This window comes from Microbacterium sp. LWH13-1.2 (assembly GCF_038397735.1).
In the GTDB taxonomy this organism is placed as follows: Bacteria; Actinomycetota; Actinomycetes; order Actinomycetales; family Microbacteriaceae; genus Microbacterium.
The window spans coordinates 1,001,909-1,021,434 of sequence record NZ_CP151635.1 but is presented as its reverse complement, the minus strand read 5'-3'; the positions used below and the strand labels follow the sequence as shown (position 1 = coordinate 1,021,434).

Sequence of the window (19,526 nt, the reverse complement as noted above, 5' to 3'; positions counted from 1 at the left end):
CAGGTGCGGTATCCCGCATTCCCGGACGTTATGCGCGTAGCGTGGGTTCTGCGCATATTGCGCGAAGGGAGAACCGTGTCGAAGACGACGACGATCAGGCCGCGGTTCGCGACGCGCACGCTCCTGCTGCACCTCGCCACCGTCGCGCTCGTGGTCGCGCTGTGCACGGGCGTGTACCTCGCTGTCGCCGTGCAGCAGCTGCGCGCCGAGGCCGAGTCGACCGCTCTCGGCATCGCCAGGACGCTGGCGGAGGATCCGCAGGTCCGGGCAGATGTCGCGCTCATCTCCGCAGCGAACGATGCACCGGATGCCGAGGCGCTCAGAGACGGAGACCTGCAGCGCATCGCGATGGGCGTGTCGGCCCGCACGGATGCACTGTTCGTCGTGATCACCGATGAGGACGGCATCCGCCTCGCCCATCCCATCAGCTCGCGCATCGGCGAAGTCGTCAGCACGCCGTTCGAAGAGGTCCTCAGAGGCAACGAGGTCGTCGATTGGCAGACCGGCACGCTCGGCGAGTCCGCGCGTGCCAAGGTCCCCGTCCGCGACGACGCAGGGATTCCCGTGGGCGAGGTCAGCGTCGGCTTCGAACGGACAGGGGTCTTCGACGACCTGCCCCCGCTGCTCGCTGTGATCGGCGTCACCGCGCTCGGCGCACTCGCACTGGCCGTCCTCGCATTCCTCCTCCTCCGCCGACGCTGGGAACGCCTCACCCTCGGCGTCCAGCCGGAGGAGCTCGTCGCACTCGTGCAGAACCAGACGGCGGTCCTGAACGGCGTCGACGACGGCGTGCTGGCCGTCGACGCCGCCGGGATCGTCAGGGTGAGCAACGACGCCGCAGATCGGATGCTGGGGCTCGACGCCCCCGTCGGCCGCCCCTTCGCCGACCTCGGACTCCCTGCAGCCGTGCTCGAGACCGTGACGGGTGACCGAGCACGGTCCAGCGCCCTCGTCGACGACCGCGTGCTGTACCTCGACTCGAGGCCCGTCGTGCGTGACGGACGGGCCCTGGGCGATGTGCTGATCATCCGCGATCGCACCGACCTCATCGCTCTGACCGAGCGGCTGGAGACGGTGCGCACCATGACCGCCGCGCTGCGCGTGCAGAGGCACGAGTTCGCCAACCGCATGCATGTCGCCGCAGGACTCATCGACGCGGAGCGGGTGGATGATGCCCGGGCCTTCCTCGGCGAGCTGGTCGAGCGCGGCTCCGTTGCCTTCCCCGTCGCCGGCCTCGACCTGCTGGGCGACTCCTTCCTGCATTCGTTCCTCGGCGCCAAGGGCGTCGAGGCGGGCGAGCGCGGCGTCGCGCTCCGCATTGCAGACGAGACGCAGCTGATCGGCAGCGTGGCAGCACCGGAGGACGTCGCAGCCGTGCTGGGCAATCTGGTCGATAACGCCGTGACCGCCGCCGTCGAGGGCCAGAGCTCGCCCCGCTGGGTCGAGGTCGCCGTGCTCGGTGATGGCGATGCACTCGTGGTCACGGTCGCGGACTCGGGAGCGGGTCTCGGAGGCGTCGATCCCCTGTCGCCGCATTCTTCCGCCGATGCCACGGATGACCGAGTGCACGGTCACGGCATCGGGCTTCCGCTCGCACGCGAGATCGCACGGCGGAGCGGCGGGGAGCTCTGGGTCATCGACCCCGGAGGAGCGCAGCACGGCGCCGTGTTCGCCGCGCGCCTCAGCGGCGCCGTCTCCCCCGTCGCGCCAGCTCAGAAGGAGAGTTCATGACAGACCCCATACGCGTCCTCATTCTCGACGACGACTTCCGTGTCGGCCAGCTGCATCGCGGAATCATCGACGAGCAACCCGGCTTCGTCGCTCTCGAGCCCGTGCGATCGATCGCCGAGGCACGGGACAGCATCCGCTCGTCTCGTCCTGATCTGCTGTTGGCCGACGTCTTCCTGCCGGACGGAGACGGTATCGCACTCGTGCAGGATGCCGGGGTCGATGCCATCCTCATCTCGGCGGCAGACGACACCTCGACAGTACGCCGCGCACTGAGATCGGGCGCCGTGGGGTATCTGCTCAAGCCGTTCGACCGACGCGCACTCACCGGACTTCTCGACCGGTACGCGCGCTATCGCAACCTCCTCGCCGGAGACCGTCCTCTGCGGCAGGAGGACGTCGATCGGGCGCTGGCGATCCTGCACGGCTCGGGAGAGCCCGTCTCGGTCTCTCGGTCGGCCACCGAGCAGCTGGTGCTCGCCGCGCTCGGCGACGGAGAGGCGTCGGCGGCGGAGGTCGGAGAGCGGGTCGGGATTTCCCGCGCCACGGCGCAGCGCCATCTCGCCGCGCTCGCTGCGCGGACCGTGGTCGAGGTGAGCCTGCGATACGGCGCCACCGGACGACCCGAGCATCGTTACGCGGCGCGGATCTGAGGACGCGCGACACCCGAAGGCCGGCAGCGGAACAGGCCGCCCGTCCGACTCCGCGCGGGACGCCGGTCAGGAGCCCGGTCAGGACTCCGAGCCGACGGCGGCGAGACGCGCCTCTTCGTCGGCCTGGATCGCGCTCTCGATGATCGGCTCGAGAGCGCCGTCCATCACCTGATCGAGGTTGTACGCCTTGAATCCCGTGCGGTGGTCGGCGATGCGGTTCTCGGGGAAGTTGTACGTGCGGATGCGCTCGGAGCGGTCCATGCCGCGGATCTGCGACTTGCGCGCGTCGGATGCCGCGGCATCCAGCTCTTCCTGTTGCTTCGCGAGCAGTCGCGCACGCAGCACGCGCATCGCGGCCTCGCGGTTCTGCAGCTGCGACTTCTCGTTCTGCATCGACACGACGATGCCGCTCGGAAGGTGCGTGATGCGCACGGCCGAGTCGGTCGTGTTCACCGACTGGCCGCCAGGGCCCGACGAGCGGAAGACGTCGATCTTGAGATCGTTCTGGTTGATCGCGATCTCGTCGGGCTCATCCACCTCGGGGAACACCAGGACGCCGGTGGTCGAGGTGTGGATGCGCCCCTGCGACTCGGTCGCCGGCACACGCTGCACCCGGTGCACGCCGCCCTCGTACTTGAGATGCGCCCAGACGCCCTGAGCCGGGTCGGTCGACGATCCCTTGATCGCGACCTGGACGTCCTTGTAACCGCCGAGGTCGGACTCGTTGCGCTCGAGGAGCTCGGTCTTCCAGCCCTTCGACGCCGCGTACTGGATGTACATGCGGAGCAGGTCAGCGGCGAACAGCGCCGATTCGGCACCGCCCTCCCCCGCCTTGATCTCCATGATCACGTCGCGCGCGTCGTCCGGATCCCGCGGGATCAGCAGGCGCCGGAGCTTCTCCTGCGCGGCCTGAACGCTCTCTTCGAGACCGGGCACCTCATCGGCGAACGCCTCGTCCTCGCGGGCGAGTTCTCGCGCCGCGTCCAGATCGTCGGATGCCGCCACCCACGCCTCGTGGGCGGCGACGATCCTGGACAGTTCGGCGTAGCGGCGATTGACGCGCTTCGCTCGAGCAGCATCAGCGTGCACCGCCGGGTCGGAGAGTTCCTCCTGCACCCGGCGATGCTCGTCGATCAGAGTCTGGACGGACTCGAACACAGCGGCTCCGCTCAGCGGATGTTGTTGTCGTGACCGTGCGCACCCGAGGGGAGCGTCGGAATCGACTTCTGCATCTGCACCAGGAACTCGACGTTCGAGTGGGTCTCCTTGAGCTTGCCCAGGACGACCTCGAGAGCCTGCTGCTGGTCGAGGCCCGCAAGAGCGCGACGCAGCTTCCAGGTGATCTTGACCTCGTCGGCCGACAGCAGCATCTCTTCACGGCGGGTGCTCGACGCGTTGACGTCGACGGCCGGGAAGATGCGCTTGTCGGCGAGCTGACGCGACAGGCGCAGCTCGCTGTTGCCGGTGCCCTTGAACTCCTCGAAGATGACCTCGTCCATCTTGGAGCCGGTCTCGACGAGAGCCGTGGCGAGGATCGTGAGGGATCCGCCGTTCTCGATGTTGCGTGCGGCGCCGAAGAAGCGCTTGGGCGGGTACAGCGCCGACGCGTCGACGCCACCCGACAGCACGCGTCCGGATGCCGGAGCCGCGAGGTTGTACGCACGGCCGAGGCGGGTGATCGAGTCGAGCAGCACGACGACGTCGCGGCCCAGCTCGACGAGACGCTTGGCGCGCTCGATCGCGAGCTCAGCCACTGTGGTGTGGTCTTCCGCCGGGCGGTCGAAGGTCGAGGCGATGACCTCGCCCTTGACCGTACGCTCCATGTCGGTGACCTCTTCGGGGCGCTCGTCGACGAGCACGACCATGAGGTGGACCTCGGGATTGTTCTGGGCGATCGCGTTGGCGATCTGCTGCAGGACGATCGTCTTGCCGGCCTTCGGCGGCGCGACGATGAGACCTCGCTGACCCTTGCCGACAGGCGCGACGAGGTCGATGATGCGCTGGGTCAGCTTCTCAGGTGCCGTCTCGAGACGCAGGCGCTCCTGCGGGTAGAGCGGGGTGAGCTTGCCGAACTCGACGCGGGTGGCCGCGTCGTCGATGGACAGGCCGTTGATCGAGTCGACCTTGACCAGGGCGTTGTACTTCTGACGGCCCTGCTGCTCGCCCTCGCGAGGCTGCTTGATCGAGCCGACGATCGCGTCGCCCTTGCGCAGGTTGTACTTCTTGACCTGTCCGAGCGAGACGTAGACGTCGCTGGGGCCGGCGAGGTAGCCGGTCGTGCGGACGAAGGCGTAGTTGTCGAGCACGTCGAGGATTCCGGCGATCGGGATCAGGACGTCGTCCTCGCCGATCTCGGTGTCGAACTCGTCGGTCGGCGCTCCGCCGCGGCGCTTGTTGCGCTGACGGTTGCGGCCGTTGCCGCCCTCGTCATCGGAGGCGTTCTGCTGCTGCGGCTGCTGCTGCGCCTGCTGCTCGCCGGCCTGGCCGTTGCCGTTCTGGCCGCGTCCGCGGTTGCGGCTGCGGTTGCGGTTGCGACCGCGGCCACCCTGCTCGTCGCCGCCGTCAGCGGAGTCGGAGGAGGAATCGGCGGCGGGAGCGGAGTCTGCAGGGGCAGACTCGGCAGGCTTCTCGGCGGCCGGGGCCTCGGCGTCGGCCACGGGCTTCTTGGCGGTGCGGCGTCCGCGACCGGTGGTCTTCGCAGGCGTGTCGGACGAGTCGGCGGCAGGAGCCGCATCGGCAGCCGGAGCGGCGTCAGCGACCGGAGCAGCAGACGACTCGGCTGCGGGCGCCTCGGCGGCGGGCTCGGCGTCGGCCTTCTTCGCGCGGCTGCGACGAGGAGCCTTCGCCTTGGGTGCGGCCTCGGCGGCAGAAGCGTCGGCGGCGGGCGCCTCGGACTTCGCGGGAGCCTCGGACTTCACCGGTGCCTCGGACTTCGCCGGTGCGCTGTCGGTTGCGGCGTCGGCTGCAGCCGCCTTCTCAGCCTTGGCGGACGCCGTCGCGGTGGTCGCACGGCGCGGTGCGCGCTTGCGGGCCGGAGCCACTTCGGTCGCAGCGGTGGTCGCGGCGTCGGAGCTCGCGGCCTTGGCCGGAGCAGCGGCGGCGGGTGCCGCCTGGTCGTTCTGGGTCTCGGAGAAATTCTCCACGAGTACTCCCTCTTTGGTCTCGGAGACGTGAGCGGTACGCGCACAACGGGTGCTGCGCGCGGTCGCACGGGCTGACGCTCGGCGTCAGCCAGCCTCGGCACTGGGTTCTCGAAAAGAACGAGTTCTCGGTGAGAGCAGTGCCACAGGGGTTTGCGTGCGGGTCTTGCAGAGTTGCAATGGGGCCAGATTCACGCAGTTACGTGGAGCCCTCCGCTCGATTCCCCACTGTACCACCACGCACGTCGACCGCGAGCAGCAGCGCTTCCCACGGGGTGTCGGTGGTGGATTCGGCGAGTTCCACGGCGTCCTGACGACTGCCGGGTCCGTCGGCGAGCACGAGCACACTGGGTCCGGCGCCGGACACCACAGCGGCGAAGCCTGCAGCGCGCAGAGCCTGAACGAGGCGCTGCGTCTCGGGCATCGCCTCGGCGCGGTAGTCCTGATGAAGGCGATCCGCCGTCGCGTCGAGCAGCAGCTCGGGGCTCTGGGTGAGAGCCGCGATGAGCAGCGCCGAGCGCGAGAGGTTGAAGACGGCATCCGCGGTCGAGACGTGGGGCGGCTGGAGCGAGCGGGCCTTCGACGTCGACATCGTGTACGACGGCACGAGCACGAGAGGTGAGACACCGCGGTGCACGAGCAGCTTCTTGTGCTGCGCGCCCCGCTCGCCCATCCACGCGATCGTGAGTCCGCCGAAGAGGGCGGGGGCCACGTTGTCGGGGTGCCCTTCGATCTCCGTCGCGAGGCGCAGCATGTCGGCGTCGCTGATCTCGACGTCGCCCTCGAGCAGGCCCTTGGCCGCGAGGATGCCCGCGGCCACGGCCGCGCCGGAGGAGCCGAGACCTCGGCCGTGCGGAACGCCGTTCTCCGCGACGATCCGCAGACCGGGAAGCGCACGATCGACGTCGGCGTAGACATGCGCGATAGTCCGGACGATCAGGTTCGATGCGTCACGCGGGATCTCGGCCGAGCCGGAACCCGAGACCTCGATCTCGAGCTCGCCGACGGGCAGCTCCGTGACCACGAGGGTGTCGTAGACGCTCAGCGCGAGACCGAGCGTGTCGAAGCCGGGGCCCAGATTCGCGCTGGTGGCGGGTACGGTCACCTCGACCGTGCGCGCCTCCGCCACCGTCATTCGCCTTCCACGCGCAGCACCGAGACGACTCGCTCGACGACCGAGCTGTCGGCGAGTGCGTCGACGGTCGCGCTGAGAGCCGCATCTGTCGCACGGTGCGTACCGATGACGAGGCGGGCGGTGGGCTCGTCTTCGCCCTCTACCGTCTGGACGACCGTGGCGACCGAGACGTCGCCGTCGCTCAGGATGCCGGCGACGGTCGCGAGGACGCCGGGGGCATCCGAGACCTCGAGAGTGATCTGGTAGCGCGTGGTGACGTGGCCGATCGGCACGACCGGCAGGTTCGCCCTGGTGGACTCCCCCACGCCGACGCCGCCGGCGATGTGGCGGCGGGCCGCCGAGACGACATCGCCGAGGACTGCGGATGCCGTCTGCACACCACCCGCGCCCGCGCCGTAAAACATGAGCGAGCCTGCCGCCTCCGCCTCGACGAACACCGCGTTGTTCGCGCCGTGTACCGACGCGAGCGGGTGGGTCTTCGGGACGAGCGCCGGGTAGACGCGCACCGAGATCGACTCCGCGCCGTTGGCCTCGATGCGCTCGCAGACCGCGAGCAGCTTGATCACGAATCCCGCCGCCCGAGCCTCGTCGATCATCGATGCGGTGATCGAGGTGATGCCCTCGCGGTACACGGCGTCGAGCGGGACAGCCGTGTGGAAGGCGAGGCTCGCGAGGATCGCGGCCTTCTGCGCGGCGTCGTACCCCTCGACGTCGGCCGTGGGGTCGGCCTCCGCATAGCCGAGTCGCTGGGCGTCGGCGAGCACGTCTGCGAAGTCGGCGCCCTCGGTGTCCATGCGGTCGAGGATGTAGTTGGTGGTGCCGTTCACGATGCCCATGATGCGGACGACCCGGTCGCCGGCGAGCGAGTCGCGCAGCGGGCGGATGATCGGGATCGCACCGGCCGCAGCGGCCTCGTAGTAGACGGAGGCGCCGACACGGTCGGCAGCCTCGAACAGCTCGGGGCCGTGCGTGGCGAGCAGCGCCTTGTTGGCGGTGACGACGTCTGCGCCGGAGCCGATCGCCTGCAGGATGCTCGTGCGTGCCGGTTCGATGCCGCCGATCAGCTCGATCACGATGTCGGAGCCGAGGATCAGCGACTCGGCGTCGGTCGTGAACAGCTCCTTCGGCAGGTCCGTCTCACGGGGCGCGTCGAGGTTGCGCACGGCGATGCCCGCCAGTTCGAGCGAGGCCCCCGCGCGGTCGGCGAGCTCGTCGCCATGGCGCAGCAGGAGGTCGGCCACCTGGGAGCCGACCGCGCCGGCGCCCAGAAGCGCCACCCGAAGTCGTCGGTACTCAGTCGTCATTGCTACTCCTTAGGAGGGTGGATCAGTCGTGTGTCGTCGGCTGCCGCGTCGCGTGACGCGCGGCTCACCGGTGGGTCTGGGGCGCTTCGATGCCCGCATCCCGAGAGAGGACGTCGGCGATCGTCTCGCCGCGGACGATGACCGTCGACCGACCGTCGCGAACGGCGACGATCGGAGGACGGGGAACGTGGTTGTAGTTGCTCGCGAGAGGCGCGCAGTAGGCACCCGTCGCCGGCACCGCCAGGAGATCGCCGGGCGTGACGTCGGCCGGAAGGAACTCATGGTCGACGACGATGTCGCCCGACTCGCAGTGCTTGCCGACGACGCGGCTGAGCTGCGGAGCACCCACGCCGACTCGTGAGGCCAGCCGGGCCGAGAACTGGGCTCCGTAGAGTGCGGGACGGGCGTTGTCGCTCATGCCTCCGTCGACGCTGATGTACCGCCGGGTCGCACCCGACTCCAGCGCCACGTCCTTCGTCGTGCCGACCTCGTAGATCGTCACACCGGCCGTGCCGACGATGGCGCGTCCGGGTTCGAACGACAGCGCCGGAATGGCGATGCCCCGTGCCGCACAGCCTTCGGCGACCGCTGTCACGATCTCACCGGCGAGCGTCTCGATCGGCGTCGGGTCGTCGACGCTCGTGTAGGCGATGCCGAAGCCGCCGCCCAGGTTGAGCTGCGGGACGGGTCCGCCCTCGAGGAGTGCGGCATGGAGTTCGAGCACGCGGGACGCGGATTCCCGGAAGCCGGCGACACCGAAGATCTGCGAGCCGATGTGGCAGTGGAGACCGCCGAAGTCGATGCCCGGGATCTCTCGGATGCGCGCGACGGCCCGCTCCGCCTCGGCAAGCGGGAAGCCGAACTTCTGGTCTTCGTGGGCGGTCGCGAGGAAATCGTGCGTCTCGGCGTGCACACCGCTGATGACCCGAACCAGCACGCGCTGGGTCGCGCCGGTGCGAGCGGTGATCGCCGCCAGCCGCTCGATCTCGATATCGCTGTCGACGATGATCGTCCCGACACCCACCTCGACGGCGCGTTCGAGCTCGGCGACCGACTTGTTGTTCCCGTGGAAACCCATCGATGCCGGAGCGACTCCCGCCGCGAGAGCGACCTCGAGCTCTCCCCCGGTGCAGACGTCGATCCGGAGTCCCTCATCGACCACCCACCGGGCGATCGTCGTGGTCAGCAACGCCTTGCCCGCGTAGTAGACCTGAGCGGTCGTGCCGTGCTCGGCAGCAGCCTCGTCGAAGGCGAGTCTGAACGCCCGTGCACGGGTGCGCACCTCGTCTTCGTCGATCACGAGGAGCGGCGTGCCGTAGGTCTGGGCGAGTGCCGTGGCGGCGATGCCGGCCAGCTGGACGACCCCGTCGGAGTCGCGGGTCGTGGACGCGGGCCACACGGCGGTCGGAAGATCGTTCGCGTCGTCGGGCTCAACGAGCCATTCCGGGGCGAGCGAATCGGCAGGGGAAAGCAAGGAACACCAATCGTGGGACGGGTCTCGGGCGGGAACGCGCACTGCGAGGTTGCCCCCGATTCTAGGGCACCCTCCATGCCGCATCCGTCATGGTGACGCCCGGCGTCAACCCCCTGAAAGCACTTGTCGGCCACTCGTAAGGTGGTGGCATGAGCACCGACTCCGCAGCACCCGACGCCGACCGTCCCGGCCTGATCGCGCGCGTGAGCGCGGCGGCCATCCGCTGGGCGCTGACGCGGCGGCCGGTCCGCGCTTTCCTGCTGTACTCGGAGCGCCGAGGCCCGATGCTCGCCGACAGTGTGACGTACCGGGCGCTGTTCAGCGTGTTCGCGGGCGTCCTGCTCGGGTTCTCGATCGCAGCACTGTGGCTCGCCGGCAATCCCGACGCGTGGAAGGCGATCATCGCGGCGGTGCAGTCCGTGGTGCCCGGGCTCATCGGCGAAGACGGGATCATCGACCCGTCCGACCTCGAGGCCCCCGTCTCGCTCTCGATCGCCGGTGCGATCTCGGTCGTCGCTCTCACCGGGTCGGCTCTCGCCGCCGTCGGCTCCCTCCGCACCGCCGTGCGGCTCCTCGCCGGCACGGCCCAGGCCGACATCCTCTTCATCTGGGTCATGCTGCGCAACCTCCTGCTCGCGATCGGCATCGGCCTCGCATTCGTGGCCGCAGCCGCAGTCACGTTCATCGGGCGTATCGGCATCACCTGGATCTCAGGCCTGCTCGGCATCGCCGACGACTCCCCCGCGGCGACCTGGAGCATCCGCATCGTGTCGCTCGTCGTCGTGCTCGCGCTCGACACCGCCCTGATCGCCGGTGTCTTCCGGCTGCTCTCGGGAACGCATCCCTCGGCACGGTCCCTCTGGACCGGCGCGGTGCTGGGTGGCATCGGGCTTCTCATCCTGCAGGAGCTGTCGGGTCTCTTCATCGGAGGCGCTACGAGCAATCCGCTGCTCGCGTCGTTCGCCTCGCTGCTGGCGCTGCTGATCTGGCTCAACCTGTCGACCCAGGTGATCCTGATCTCCTGCGCGTACATCGTCACGTCGGAGGAAGAGCGTCACGACCGCGTGCACGCCCGATTCGGTGCGACGACGTTCCCGCAGCGGCGCGTACAGCGCGCCGAGGCCGAAGTCGCGCTCGCGACCACCGAGCTGCGCGCTGCCCAGAAGGCTGAGAAGGAGTTCCGTACCGGCTCGACCGCCGACTGACCTCAGCCCTGGGGGCACACGCCCTTGTCGAGCAGGCTCGCGTCGGTCGCGATCGCACCATCGACGTCCACGTCGATCACCGCCTCCGTGCCGTCGATCTCGAGCCCCGTCAGGGTGATGCCGGCGGGAAGCTGGTCGGCGATGCACACACGCTGCGTCTCGGTGAGCCGATCGCCGAGCGACCCGAGAGAGGATCCGACCTGATCGGCGTCGACCTCGAGGCCGCCGATCGTGAGCCCCACGGGGGTCAGCTCCAGGTCGCCCTCGGCGATTCCGGGCGTCACGGTGAGCGAGACGGGGATCGCGATACCGAGGACGCTCACGGTTCCGGCGACGGTCGCGTTCGGAGCCTCGAGAGTCACGGTGTCGACGGGAAGATCGGTGCCGGCGAGCAGGGTCGTGAACTGCGACTCGTCGATCCGGATCGTCCCGGTCGCCCCGGTGAGGTCGCCGCCTCGCAACGGCACCCCGGTCGCGGTGACGTCGACCGCGCCGGTGATCCCCTGCAATGTCACAGAATCCGACGAGAGATGAAGGGTGTCGAGCGTTCCGCCGATCAGCTGCGGGATCAAGATGCCGTCGGCCTGCACCTCGAGCTCCTGGTCGGCGGGCAGATCGAGCTGATCGATCACGATTCCGCGGACGATGCCGGGAAGGACCGAACGCACCACGAGCTCCGCTGCGACGGCCAGCAGCGCCAGCACGACCACGATGATGAGCAGCACCCACGGCCACCGCGTGCGCTTGCGCTTCGCGGGTGCGACGGCGACGGCATCCTTCTCCCCCGGGATCACGAGCGTCGGATGCTCGGAATCAGCGGCGGGATAAGGGAGGGTGTGGTTGTCGTCGCTCATGCTGCCATCCTGCCCTACGGCGCGGATGGCAGCCGAGTCACATCCGCTCGGGAGCGGACACGCCGAGGAGGTCGAGACCGTTGCGGAAGACCTGTCCCGCGGCGTCGTTGAGCCACAGGCGAGTGCGGTGCACGGTCTCGATCGGGTCGTCGCCCTGGGGGATCACGCGGCAGTTGTCGTACCAGCGGTGATACAGGCCGGCGAGTTCCTCGAGATACCGCGCGACACGGTGCGGTTCGCGAACCTCGGCAGCGAACGCCACGATGCGCGGGAACTCCTGCAGAGCACCGAGCAGTGCGCCCTCCGTCTCGTGCGTGAGCGTCTCGGGAGCGAACTCCGAGCGGTCGACCCCGGAATCGGCGGCATTGCGCGCGACGTTGTGCGTGCGGGCGTGCGCGTACTGCACGTAGAACACGGGGTTGTCGTTCGTGCGCTTCTGCAGCAGCTCCGGGTCGAGCGCCAGCGGAGAATCCGCGGGCGAGCGCTCCAGCGAGTAGCGCAGCGCATCGGTGCCGAGCCATTCGCGCAGGTCGTCCATCTCGATGATGTTGCCGGCACGCTTGCTGAGGCGCGCGCCGCCGACCGAGACGAGTTGGCCGATCAGGACCTCGACGTTCTTCTCGGGGTCCTCGCCCGCTGCTCCCGCGATCGCCTTGAGGCGATGGACATACCCGTGGTGGTCAGCACCCAGCAGGTAGAGCTTGTACTCGAAGCCGCGGTCGCCCTTGTTGAGGTAGTACGCGGCGTCGGCGGCGAAGTAGGTGTACTCGCCGTTCGAGCGGCGGATCACACGGTCCTTGTCGTCACCGAAGTCGGTGGTGCGCACCCACACGGCACCCTCGTCGTCGAAGACATGCCCCTGCTCGCGGAGTCGATCGACGGCCTGGTCGACCAGACTCGTGCCGTCGGCGCCCTTGGCGTGCAGCGTGCGCTCCGAGAACCAGACGTCGAAATCGACGTTGAACTTCGACAGCGACTGCTTCTGCTCATCGAGCTGGTACTCGTAGGCGAGCTCTCGCGTGACGATCACCTGCTCGTCGTCGGGGAGCTCGAGCAGGTCGGGGCGCGCGGCGAGGACTCGCGCAGCGAGATCGCCGATGTAGCTGCCGGCGTAGCCGCCCTCGGGCGTGGGCTCGCCCTTGGCCGCCGCGAGCACGGAGTTCGCGAACCGCTCCATCTGCACGCCGGCGTCGTTGATGTAGTACTCGCGGGCGACGGTCGCACCGGATGCCGCGAGAACCCGCGCGATCGCGTCACCGAGGGCCGCCCAGCGCGTGTGCCCGATGTGCAGCGGGCCGGTCGGGTTCGCGCTCACGAACTCGATGTTGATGCTCTGCCCGGCCTGGGTGTCGTTGTGGCCGTACTCGACGCCCGCGTCGACGATGACCTTGGCCAGCGCGCCGGCGGCGGCGGCGTCGAGGCGGATGTTGATGAACCCGGGGCCGGCGACCTCGGTGCTCGCGATGCCGTCGACCTTCGAGAGCCCGTCGGCGATCTGCTGAGCGAGTTCGCGGGGGTTGGTGCCGAACGGCTTCGCCAGACGCATCGCGATGTTCGAGGCCCAGTCGCCGTGGTCACGGTTGCGCGGACGGTCGAGCACGATGTCGGATGCGGCGAGTGCGAGCGGCTCGCCCGGACGTCGTTCCTCGGCGATCGGTGCGAGGACGGCGAGGAGGGCTGAGGCGAGCGTTTCAGGGTTCATAGGCCTCCCAGTTTACGGCGCGTCACGCCCCCGAATTTGCGACGGCCGGATCGTGATCTACAGTCATGCCATGAAGGCCGCATCCGCCCGCTACCGCCTGCCCGTCGCGGGCCTCGCCGTCGCTGTGATCCTGGCTCTCGCCGCGGTCATCCTCGGCGTCTGGCGTCCGTGGGTTCCGGTGCCGTCTTCTGCGCCCGTCGGAGCCGCTGCCGCAGACGATGAGGCGGTCGTGATCGCCCCGGAGCCGCTGCTGCTCCCCGAGCATCCGACGGTCCTCGTGTTCGGTGACTCCTGGACGTACGGCTCGGCCGCGAACGAGCCGACCCTCGGCTACGCATATGTGCTCGCCGACCTGCTCGACGGCGAGACGATCGTCGACGGAGTCCGAGGCAGCGGGTATCTGAGGCCCGGACTCGACGGTCCGGTCTTCGGCGAGCGCATAGCCGGTCTGGACCCCACGCTCGCGCCGGACCTGATCATCATGCAGGGTTCCATCAACGACCGGCGTGACGGCGAAGCCGGTTACCGCGAGGCCGTGACCGCCGCGTGGGATGCGATGTCCGCGAAGTACCCCGACGCGACCATCGTCATTCTCGGCCCCGCACCTCACGAGCTGCCGGTAGGCGCCGGAACCGCCCGTATCGACAAGGATCTCGGAGAGCTCGCAGCAGCCCGCGGGTGGTCGTACATCTCCCCCATCGCGGGGAACTGGATCACCGAGCAGAACTATCTGTCGGTGATCGACGTCGAGGTCGGACGCAAGCACCCCTCCACCGACGGTCACCGGTATCTGGCGGAGAAGCTCGCCGCCGCGCTCGCCGAACTCGGCGACGCGCCGGTCACCGAGGCCGGTGGGTCGGAGACCACTCCCGAGCAGTGATATTGTCGATCGGTACGCCTCCGTAGCTCAGTGGATAGAGCGCCGGTTTCCGGTACCGTAGGTCGCTGGTTCGATTCCAGTCGGGGGCACACGCACATACGAAGAACCCCGCCCGAATGGGCGGGATTCTTCGTTTTCTCCGGCAGCTGAGTCCGGGGCTCAGCCGATGGCTGCGCGGAGCTCGGCGGCGGCGACGCCGACGTCCGGGGCGCTGTAGATCGCGCTTCCGGCGACGGCGATCTGCGCGCCGGACTTCTGCACCGAACCGATGCTCGTGGCGTTCACGCCGCCTGCGACCGAGAACGGCACTCCCGAGGCCTCTCCGTCACGTAGCAGCGTGTCGAAGGTGAAGCCCTCCTCGGCCTGCTCGTCGAGGCCCGCGTGCATCTCGACGAACTCGGCTCCCAGTTCGACGACTTCCTTCGCCCGCGCGGGCTTGTCCTTCACTCCGATGAGGTCGACGACGATCCCCTTGCCATGCTTCTTCGCTGCCTTGACGGCTCCCGCGATGGTGCTGTCGCCCGCGGTGCCGAGAACGGTCACGAGGTCTGCTCCGGCTGCGAAGGCGATGTCGGCCTCGAGCTCGCCGGCATCCATGGTCTTGAGGTCGGCGAAGACGATCTTGTCCGGGTGGGCCTGCTTGATCGCGGTGACCGCGCTGAGCCCTGCGCTCTTGATCAGCGGAGTGCCGAGCTCCAGGATGTCGACGTGCGGGGCGGCCGCCGCGGCCAACGCGAGTGCGGCCTCCGTCGTGAGAGTGTCCATTGCGAATTGCAGCTTCATCATGTTCCTTTCGTTACTGCGGTCATTCGAGGTTCGAGTGACGAGGCCAGAGGTCGTCGGCGTCCTGACCGCTCCGTGCCCACAGAGCGTGGAACAGCGCGTCACCGATCAGCACGACGGCCTGTTCGAAGAGGCTGCCTGCGTACTGGGCGGAGGCCGCACCCGAACGATCGAGCTTGCCCGCCGCCGGCACGACGATGGTCGCCGACCCCGACAGCGCGGCGAGCGGTGAGGAACCGTCGGTGGTGATCGTCGCCACCTTCGCACCGACGTCCACCGCGGTCTCCGCCGCACGCACGATGCCCGGCGTCGTTCCCGAACCGCTCGCGACGAGAAGGAGGTCGTCGCGCGAGATCGCCGGCGTCGTCGTCTCCCCCACCACATGGACGTCGAGCCCGAGGTGCATCAGCCGCATGGCTGTCATCTGCAGTGCCAGGCCGGAGCGTCCGGCACCGAGCACGAAGACCCGGGGCGCCTCGGCCACCAGGTCAGCGACGCGTCCGAGAGCGACCGGGTCGGTGCGGATGACCGATTCGAGAACGACACTGACCTCATTCGACACGAGCCCCAGGGAATGCCCGAGGCCGACCTCCATCACGTCCATTCCTCCATCGTGCGCCCACGCTGCCACGGCCGCCCCCGCCCGATCGCATGGGTCCTCCTACCCGAAAGGATGGGTGGGGCATGATGGGTAGGTGACCATCATCGACGCGACTCCGACGATCGACTCCCCTGCTCTCCGGCGCGCGCAGCAGGAGAGCGCCCGCGCACTGTCCGAGCTGAGTGATCGGCATGCCGTGACCCTGGAATCGCTGCTCGCGATCCTGCGTTCCGATCGACTCGATGATCGAGCGGCACGCAACCTCGCGATCGAGGCGGCCGCGAGCGCGCTGGTGCAGCTGCGCGTCTCGAGCGATCAGCACAAGGATGCCGTCTTGGAACCGGTCGTCGGCGCTTTCGCCCGCCTCCAGTCGGATCTCCGCCCCCTGGAGCGGTTCGGGAACCTCGACCTCCAGTTCATCGAGCCGCCCACGACCGGACGCGCGCTGCCGAGCGAGGTCGCTCACGCGGCGCGGGCGATCGTGCGCAACTCGGTCCTCGCGATCGTCGACGACGGAACCGCGCGTCGAGTCCGCATCCAGTGGGACTGCGACGGCCTGAACCTGCTGATCGGCGTCAGGGATGACGGGCGAGGCGAACTCTCGGTGAGCGACGATGCGCTTCGTCCGGCGGCCGAGAGCGTCGTCGCGTTGAACGGAGATCTCGCCGTGTCGTCCACTGAAGGATGGGGGTCCGCGATCGATATCCGCCTCCCCCTCGACCCGCCCGCCGCACCCGAGCCCCTGGGCGACGTGACGGAGCTGTCCGCCCGAGAACGTGAGGTGCTCCGCCTCGTCGTCGGAGGGGCACGGAACCGCGAGATCGCAGGGACGCTCGGAATCAGCGACAACACGGTCAAGTTCCATGTGTCGAACCTGCTGCGCAAGACCGGATGCCGGACTCGCGGGGAGCTGGCGTCACTCGCTCGGTGATGCCTCGGTGACGGCGTCGGACGCCATCTCGTCATCCTCATCGTCGCGACTCCGAGCTCCTGAGCCGAGGGAGATCGTCGAGAGCAGACCGAGTGTGAGGAAGCCGGCAGCCGTCCACGCGGCGAAGCGCGTGCCATCGGAGAAGGCGGCCTTCGCATCGTCGGCGATGGCCGCGGTCTCGGGGTTCGCCTCGAGCCCGCTGATCGCCGCGCCGGCGCTGTCGACGACCGACGACACGACCTGGTCTCGCTGATCGGCCGAGACGCCCCTCTCGTCGAGCGAGGAGGCGAGTATTCCGGCGGTGCTGGTGAAGAGCACCGTGCCGAGCACGGCGACACCGAGCGCCGCACCGAGCTGGCGAGACGTCGACTGGGTTCCGGATGCCGCACCGCTGTCGGCGACCGGCACATCGGCCAGCACGACGCCGGTCAGCTGAGCGGTCGCCAGCCCCACACCGAGTCCGTAGACGAACAAGAACGGGATCAGAGGCACCCACGAGGCGTCGGGCGCGATGACGAAGCCGACGCCGGCGACCCCGACGATCTCGGCGATCAGCCCGGCACGCACGACGCAGACCGGAGCGATCTTTCCGCTGGCCGCACCGGCAGCACCACTGGCGACGAACGACCCTCCGGCCAACGCCAGAAGAAGCAGTCCCGTCTGCAGCGCATCGAAGCCCAGCACGAACTGCAGCCAGAGCGGCAGAGCGAGGATGATGCCGAACTCACCGAGCGAGACGACGGTCGCCGCGATGTTGCCGTTGCGGAACGAGGGTATGGAGAACAGCTTGAGGGCCAGCAGGGTGGACTTCCCCGTGCGTTCACGATGCACACCCCAGGTGATGAAGGCGATCAGCGCCACGACGGCGAGCGCGAAGGCGACCGGGATCGGCGAGAGGTCCAGCGGCCATGTCCAGTCTCCGATCTGCGGACGCTGATCCACGAGCCACCACCCGTACGTGCGCCCCTCGATCAAGCCGAACACGAGGCTTCCCATGGTGACCACCGACAGGAGCGCCCCGACGGCATCGATCTTCGAGGCACGATCACTGCGCGACTCGGCCACCGTGAGCAGCACCCCGATGACGATGATGATCCCCAGAGGGATGTTGATGCCGAAGGCCCATCGCCACGAGAAGGCGGTCGTCAGCCATCCGCCGAGCAACGGTCCGACTGCGGCCATGCCGCCGATCGTCGACCCCCACACCGCGAAGGCGATGCCGCGTTCGCGCCCGCGGAACGTGGCGTTGATGATCGACAGGGTCGTCGGCAGGATCATGGCTCCGCCCACGCCCTGCGCGAGGCGGGCGAGGATCAGCATCCCGCCGTCCGGCGCGAGTGCCGCGAGCACGGACGACGCCGCGAAGACCGCCACGCCGATGAGCATCACCCGGCGACGGCCGAATCGATCGGCGAGGCTGCCGAACACCAGAAGCAATGCGGCGAAGACCAGCGTGTATGCCTCCTGCACCCACTGGACCTCGGTCGAGGTGATGCCCAGGTCATCGACGATCGCGGGGATCGCGACGTTGACGATCGTCGAGTCGACGATGATCAGCGAGACCGCGATGCTGATGAAGACCAGGCCCACCCACCGCAACCGAAAGTATCTTTCCATGACTACTAGCTTAGCTAGCAAAGAGAAAGGCTGGGAGAAATCCTCCGAGATCACACGCGACGAGACGGAGGCTCGAAGATCCTGCGCACACCGCCTCGCGCCAGCATCAGCACGATGATGAGCGCGGTCACCTGGAAGAAGCCGCCCAGATAGACCGCGTCGCCGAAGACCCGATCGACGAGTTCGAGCACGAGGAACTTGCTCCCCGGGAGCACCAGAAGGAGCATGGCGATGTTCAGGACGCGGATCCAGGGATTGCGCGCTCCGCGGATCCGCGCAGTGATGCGCTTCTTGACCAGCAGAACCCCTTCGAGCACCAGCTTGAGCAGGATCGCCGTGAGCAGCGCGAGCAGGAACGACTCGGAGATGACCTCGGGGAAGAGCTGCGTGAAGGCGCCGAGCACGACGAGGTAGACGAACACGTCGACGAGATCGACCGGGCGCACCTTCACGCTCGGAGCCTAGCGCTCGCCCGCACGGTGCCGGCAGCATCGCCCGCAGCGTCACCGAGGTCGAGACATCGCCGTGCCACCTTCTCGTCGCGATTAAATTGTGCACAATCTAATCGCGTGCAATACTTAAGAGATGGCCGTGACCGATGAGATGGTGTGCTTCTCCCTGTACTCCGCCGCCCGCGCGACGACGCAGGCCTACCGCTCCCTGCTGGCACCGTGGGGGTTGACCTATCCCCAGTACCTGGTGCTCGCGATCCTCTGGATGGAGGGCGAGCAGACGGTCGGCTCGCTCGGCGAGGCGATGCAGCTCGACTCGGGCACCCTCTCCCCGCTCGTCCGGCGCCTCGAGCAGGCGGGCTACGTCGCACGGGCGCGGAGCTCGGCCGATGAGCGGGTCGTCACCGTCGGACTGACCGACGCGGGAACCGCGCTTCGCTCCGAGGTCGCACCGGTGCACACCGCGATCGCCACCCTCGCCGGAATGCAGGACGACGACCAGCGTCACCGCCTGATCGCCGAGCTTCACGAACTCACCGCACGACTGCAGAGTTCTGCAGCCATGCCGGCACCCTCTGCGCGCACGCCGCACGCCGACTGACCCCAATCCCGGAAGGAATCCACACGATGGACGCTCTCTACACCGCCGAAGCACTCGCCACCGGAGCAGGACGGAACGGCCGCGTCGCGACCGGCGAAGGCCGTCTCGACCTCGATCTCGCAATCCCCAAGGAGATGGGCGGCAGCGGCGACGGCGCGAACCCCGAGCAGCTGTTCGCCGCCGGCTACGCCGCGTGCTTCCACTCCGCGCTTCAGACGGTCGCCCGCGCACAGAAGGTGAAGATCACCGATTCGTCGGTCGGCGCCCGCGTGCAGATCGGCTCGAACGGCGAGGGCGGATTCGGCCTCGCCGTGCAGCTCGAGGTCGTCATCCCCGACCTCCCGCACGACCAGGCCCAGGCTCTCGCCGATGCGGCACACCAGGTCTGCCCCTACTCGAACGCCACGCGGGGCAACATCGACGTCGCGATCACCGTCACCGACGACTGATCCGCTCGACACCATCC

General features: G+C 68.7%; 18 protein-coding genes and 1 tRNA gene. 8 read left to right on the top strand and 11 right to left on the bottom strand.

Translation table 11 applies throughout. From position 1 onward, the window contains the following. Positions 1-75 precede the first annotated feature (75 nt). Complete coding sequence (locus tag MRBLWH13_RS04635; protein WP_341957131.1) at positions 76-1,731, top strand: sensor histidine kinase; 1,656 nt, start codon at positions 76-78, stop codon at positions 1,729-1,731. After that, positions 1,728-2,381, top strand: coding sequence for a response regulator (locus tag MRBLWH13_RS04630; RefSeq protein WP_341957130.1), 654 nt, complete (start codon positions 1,728-1,730; stop codon positions 2,379-2,381). Before MRBLWH13_RS04635 ends, MRBLWH13_RS04630 begins: the two co-directional genes overlap by 4 nt. A gap of 78 nt (positions 2,382-2,459) precedes the next feature. Here the strand turns inward: MRBLWH13_RS04630 and prfA are convergent, their stop codons facing one another. The 5 genes from prfA to lysA form a co-directional block, all read right to left on the bottom strand. Next, positions 2,460-3,539, bottom strand: coding sequence for a peptide chain release factor 1 (gene prfA / locus MRBLWH13_RS04625; RefSeq protein WP_341957129.1), 1,080 nt, complete (start codon positions 3,537-3,539; stop codon positions 2,460-2,462). An 11-nt stretch (positions 3,540-3,550) separates the two neighbouring features. After that, entirely contained in the window at positions 3,551-5,524 is a 1,974-nt protein-coding gene (gene rho, locus MRBLWH13_RS04620; protein ID WP_341957128.1) for a transcription termination factor Rho, read from the bottom strand. Between the two features lie 196 nt (positions 5,525-5,720). Further along, positions 5,721-6,656: a homoserine kinase gene (gene thrB, locus MRBLWH13_RS04615; RefSeq protein ID WP_341957127.1), complete on the bottom strand. Its 936-nt coding sequence runs from the start codon at positions 6,654-6,656 to the stop codon at positions 5,721-5,723. Then, on the bottom strand, positions 6,653-7,960 hold the full coding sequence (locus tag MRBLWH13_RS04610; protein WP_056308286.1) for a homoserine dehydrogenase: 1,308 nt from the start codon (positions 7,958-7,960) through the stop codon (positions 6,653-6,655). Before MRBLWH13_RS04610 ends, thrB begins: the two co-directional genes overlap by 4 nt. A 64-nt stretch (positions 7,961-8,024) precedes the next feature. Beyond that, positions 8,025-9,434, bottom strand: coding sequence for a diaminopimelate decarboxylase (lysA, locus tag MRBLWH13_RS04605; RefSeq protein ID WP_341957126.1), 1,410 nt, complete (start codon positions 9,432-9,434; stop codon positions 8,025-8,027). 149 nt (positions 9,435-9,583) lie between these two features. Between lysA and MRBLWH13_RS04600 the strand changes: the two genes are divergently transcribed. Further along, a complete protein-coding gene (locus tag MRBLWH13_RS04600) occupies positions 9,584-10,639 on the top strand; it encodes a YihY/virulence factor BrkB family protein (RefSeq protein WP_341957125.1) in 1,056 nt (351 codons plus the stop codon). A 2-nt stretch (positions 10,640-10,641) separates the two neighbouring features. On the opposite strand, the gene MRBLWH13_RS04595 is transcribed toward MRBLWH13_RS04600, so the two are convergent. Both MRBLWH13_RS04595 and argS read right to left on the bottom strand, forming a co-directional pair. Then, positions 10,642-11,493 (bottom strand): DUF2993 domain-containing protein, encoded by an 852-nt coding sequence (locus tag MRBLWH13_RS04595; protein ID WP_341957124.1) that lies wholly within the window; start codon positions 11,491-11,493, stop codon positions 10,642-10,644. Positions 11,494-11,530: 37 nt separating this feature from the next. Next, entirely contained in the window at positions 11,531-13,195 is a 1,665-nt protein-coding gene (argS, locus tag MRBLWH13_RS04590; protein WP_341957122.1) for an arginine--tRNA ligase, read from the bottom strand. A 70-nt stretch (positions 13,196-13,265) separates the two neighbouring features. Here argS and MRBLWH13_RS04585 point away from each other — a divergent pair, with 70 nt between their 5' ends. After that, positions 13,266-14,075 (top strand): SGNH/GDSL hydrolase family protein, encoded by an 810-nt coding sequence (locus tag MRBLWH13_RS04585; RefSeq protein ID WP_341957121.1) that lies wholly within the window; start codon positions 13,266-13,268, stop codon positions 14,073-14,075. A 16-nt stretch (positions 14,076-14,091) separates the two neighbouring features. Beyond that, positions 14,092-14,164: transfer RNA gene (locus MRBLWH13_RS04580), tRNA-Arg, on the top strand. A gap of 70 nt (positions 14,165-14,234) precedes the next feature. Here the strand turns inward: MRBLWH13_RS04580 and hxlA are convergent. Both hxlA and hxlB read right to left on the bottom strand, forming a co-directional pair. Continuing rightward, positions 14,235-14,858, bottom strand: coding sequence for a 3-hexulose-6-phosphate synthase (hxlA, locus tag MRBLWH13_RS04575; protein WP_341958219.1), 624 nt, complete (start codon positions 14,856-14,858; stop codon positions 14,235-14,237). 22 nt (positions 14,859-14,880) lie between these two features. Continuing rightward, positions 14,881-15,462, bottom strand: a complete 582-nt coding sequence (gene hxlB, locus MRBLWH13_RS04570) for a 6-phospho-3-hexuloisomerase (RefSeq protein WP_341957120.1) — start codon at positions 15,460-15,462, stop codon at positions 14,881-14,883. A gap of 91 nt (positions 15,463-15,553) precedes the next feature. On the opposite strand from hxlB, the gene MRBLWH13_RS04565 reads away from it, so the two are divergent. Further along, the gene (locus tag MRBLWH13_RS04565) at positions 15,554-16,390 is read left to right on the top strand and encodes a LuxR C-terminal-related transcriptional regulator (protein WP_341957119.1); all 837 of its coding nucleotides are present in this window, start codon (positions 15,554-15,556) and stop codon (positions 16,388-16,390) included. On the opposite strand, the gene MRBLWH13_RS04560 is transcribed toward MRBLWH13_RS04565, so the two are convergent. Further along, positions 16,376-18,007, bottom strand: a complete 1,632-nt coding sequence (locus tag MRBLWH13_RS04560) for a DHA2 family efflux MFS transporter permease subunit (protein ID WP_341957118.1) — start codon at positions 18,005-18,007, stop codon at positions 16,376-16,378. The genes MRBLWH13_RS04565 and MRBLWH13_RS04560 overlap by 15 nt on opposite strands. Positions 18,008-18,057: 50 nt before the next feature. Next, entirely contained in the window at positions 18,058-18,459 is a 402-nt protein-coding gene (locus tag MRBLWH13_RS04555; protein WP_341957117.1) for a hypothetical protein, read from the bottom strand. Positions 18,460-18,592: 133 nt separating this feature from the next. Between MRBLWH13_RS04555 and MRBLWH13_RS04550 the strand changes: the two genes are divergently transcribed. Next, entirely contained in the window at positions 18,593-19,060 is a 468-nt protein-coding gene (locus MRBLWH13_RS04550) for a MarR family transcriptional regulator (RefSeq protein ID WP_341957116.1), read from the top strand. A 26-nt stretch (positions 19,061-19,086) separates the two neighbouring features. Continuing rightward, positions 19,087-19,509, top strand: a complete 423-nt coding sequence (locus MRBLWH13_RS04545) for an organic hydroperoxide resistance protein (RefSeq protein WP_056308348.1) — start codon at positions 19,087-19,089, stop codon at positions 19,507-19,509. Positions 19,510-19,526: the final 17 nt, after the last annotated feature.